Genomic DNA, 3,489 nt, shown 5'->3' on the forward strand with positions numbered 1-3,489 from the left:
GTCCTGTAATCCAAAAAAGGGAAAAGGTACAGACAGCTCACCCACCCTCTGCTTCGCCTTTCGGGCTGTTTAAAGCATGTGGGCGCTAACGCGCGGTTATGCTATACAGCACTCTAACAAACTCCTTACTTGCCATTAGGTGGTGAGGTGTTTTAATAGCTGAGAAGAGCCAATAGCCCCCTATATCGTGAGCACACATTTTTGAAGATCAGAATGTTTCTCAAACCTACATACTGTCACTCACTACTTTATTGCGGCCCCCATGTTTAGCTTGATAGCTAGCAGCATCAGCACGATCAAGAACAGCGTCTATTGTTTCATCACTTGCTTGGAAGTGGCTTACTCCGATGCTAGCAGTAACGCACCAACGCTGATCTTCGAATTCTACCGTACAAGAGGCAATTCTTGACCGCAGTGTCTCAGCGATGGTTACTGCACGAGCAAAGGTGCAGCCATTTAACAGTACAGCAAACTCATCTCCCCCCTGCCGTGCCGCATGATCACTGCTGCGAACCACACTCTGAATAGTTTCTGCGACCTGTTGCAGCATAAGATCGCCTAAAGAGTGACCGCCATTATCATTGATAGGTTTAAAGTGGTCGAGATCGAAAAGAAAAACAGCAGTAGGCTTGCCCATTGTCTTCCACTGAAATAGCGCCTCTTCCAAGTGTCGTGTCAACCCCCGACGATTAAGAAGTCCGGTTAATGGATCATGTTCCGCTTCCCAGCGTTTCTGGGCATAATCTTGGCGGTGTTGAGTGACATCACGTACCGTCCCAACAATGCCGATAAATCCTCCTTCTACATGGATTGCAGCTGTATGGACATCAAGCCAATAGAGCTCTTTACTAGCCCGCTGAAAACGAAACTGCCGTGTAAAGTTACTTTGATTAGACAGGCTTTGGAGCCACGCATCCCGAATGTCATGTTGATCGTCATCAGTGTGGATTCGCTCACTCCATGCAAATAAGTCGTGAGGTACGTCGGCACCCAGAAGTTGATATAGCGCATCATTAATAAAGGTTAATTTTCCTTGCTTATCTGTGATAAACATTCCCTGAGGAGTTACAGCGAGCGTTGCGCGTAATTCTGCTTTTCGTTCAGCCAAGTTGCGTAAGTTAGTTTGACGAGCGGATTCCGTCTCGTTAATCACATCGATTACCCTACGGAGCTCAGACATACGCGTCGGGATATCCACTAACGACCGTCGTTCGGCTTGAAGCTCACGAACCTGTTTAGCGAGTTGAGACAGCGGGCGTAGCGCAAGCCAAATTCCACCTCCTACTAGGGGAAAGATAAGTATCAGCCCTCCCCAGGCATAGGAAGAAATTTTCTCCATCCCAGCAATAAGCGGAGCCTCAGCCTGGGCTTGTGGTAGGTGTACACCCACGATCCAGTTGGCTGGCCAGACTTGGCGATATGCGACTACCTGACGCTCTACAGATAGCGAATTCTCGACATTTTCTCCTTCCCAGCCAATGAGAGCCTGCTCAAGGATTGGTGAAATATTTTTAGGAAGAGTAACAATGGCTTCCTGTTGATGAGGTGCATAAATCCGCTGTCTGGAAGCAGCAGTAATAGTGACATAACCATCATCGCCTAGACGCAGGCTATCGAAGTTTTTAAAAAGTCGACTTTCCTTGATATTGACCAAACCACCTAAAAATCCGGTGTAGCTGCCCTCTGCATCATATAAAGGAGTTAACATCAAAATCAGAGGGGATCCAGTGATGCGGCCGATGAGGGGTTCACTAATATGTGGCGTCTTGAAAGCCTGCATAAAGCGCGCATAGTCACGGTCGGCAAGAACAGCTCCCTTGCGTCCGCCATCGACAGGCCACTCATCAACGATTTGGCTCTGAAGGTCGAATAAAATCAACGCTTCGAAAAGATTTCCCCAGATATGTGCATGCTGCGCGTTTAGGGCACCCTCTATAGGCATAGAAATGCCCTGAGCTAAACGGCCAAGCTCAGTCAATCTCTCATTAACTTGTAAAGTGATGGTATTACTAATGAGTTCGGCTTCGTAACGCAGATGCTGGTGATTAGTCTCATTAACTAGAAGCCGTCCCGCTTGCCAACCGGATGTTAGCAGTATTACGCACAATAAACCCCATAACGCAGCGGCTCCTAGCAGCAAGCGCCCCCGGAGAGTAGTAAAAGTGAACATTACAAACTTCTTTAAAAAACTCCCGAAGCGCGAGTAGATATAGCGTTTATTTTGTGGCGATAGCGACATTTGGTTTATTTATTCATGAATAAAGTGGGCGTTAATTTTTAAGATACTAGTGTAATGTTGTTGATTTTTCTGCGTTTACCAGCTTTTTCCTGATTGCCTGAGGCTTTCAACTATAACCTGTTCGTATCGAGTAATCACACGTACTTTCCGTTTGCTCACTGAAACTGGCGGGCACCCAGCTCAAGGCCCCTCGATAGTGGGCTTTTAGAATAATGTTCAGCAGTAATATTATAAACTGCGCAACCACACTCCACTGATAACAATATGGAATTCCTATGAAAAACCTCCTGACGTTGTTACTAACGAGCGCATCAACGGTCGCAAGGACTCCTTTGGAACAAGCACTTTCTCAGAATATGGCCTGCATCTCATTCAATCCCAATGGCACTGTCATCGATGCAAGTCCTATTTGTCTAGATATTATGGGATAAAGTCTGTTCGATGTGGTTGGCAGTCATCATCAGATTTTCTGTCCACCTGGTGTCTCTGAGACCAAACAATACCGATATTTCTGGGATGCGCTAATACGGGGGGAGCATCAGTCAGGCACCTTTCGCCGCATCAATCGTTATGGTGAAGATGTGTGGATTGAAGCTACCTACATGCCAGTCATTCATCCTCGCGATGGGCGGGTGACTAAAATAGTTAAAATCGCCAGTGATGTGACAAAGAAACAGACAGCTCATCTGGCGGCGCAGGCCACCGTCAATGCTCTGGGCAGGTCGATGGCGACCATTGAATTCAAACCAGATGGAACTATCATCCAAGCCAACAGTAACTTTCTGGCCGCTACTGGATATGATCACGACCAGATAAAGGGGCAGCACCACCGAATCTTCTGTCACGCTGATTACGCCAGCAGCACCGAATATCATGACTTCTGGAACAGCCTCTCCGCTGGAGAATACCAGCAAGGAAAGTATGAGAGGATCGACGCCTACAGGAATACCTTGTGGCTTGAAGCCACATACAACCCCGTTCTCGGCCCCGAAGGGCACGTTATCCGTGTGGTTAAGTTCGCTACAGACGTGACCCGCGATGAGGAAATTGCGAAGGCTACCCACCAAGCGGTAGTGTCAGCCCAAGCAACCGCAGTTCAGACAACGCAGATCGCGACAGTCGGCTTAGAGCAACTTCACGACATTATAACGGAGTGCCAGGACTCAGTCGCTGAGATGGTGCAGGCGCGCGAGTACTCTGCCGATTTAGTCAACCATGCAAAAAATATCGGATCACTTTGCGTTGTTAAC

The 3,489-nt window shown here is 47.7% G+C and carries 2 protein-coding genes; one reads left to right on the forward strand and one right to left on the reverse strand.

Features of this window, described 5'->3' with window-relative positions; translation table 11 throughout:
• Positions 1-226: 226 nt before the first annotated feature.
• Entirely contained in the window at positions 227-2,170 is a 1,944-nt protein-coding gene (locus AC0UA9_RS16860; protein ID WP_475661832.1) for a sensor domain-containing diguanylate cyclase, read from the reverse strand.
• Between the two features lie 512 nt (positions 2,171-2,682).
• Between AC0UA9_RS16860 and AC0UA9_RS16865 the strand changes: the two genes are divergently transcribed.
• Positions 2,683-3,489, forward strand: an 807-nt coding sequence (locus tag AC0UA9_RS16865; RefSeq protein ID WP_475661835.1) for a PAS domain-containing protein, incomplete at its 3' end; no start/stop codon positions are given.

It is taken from the genome of Colwellia sp. F1 (genome assembly GCF_056238625.1).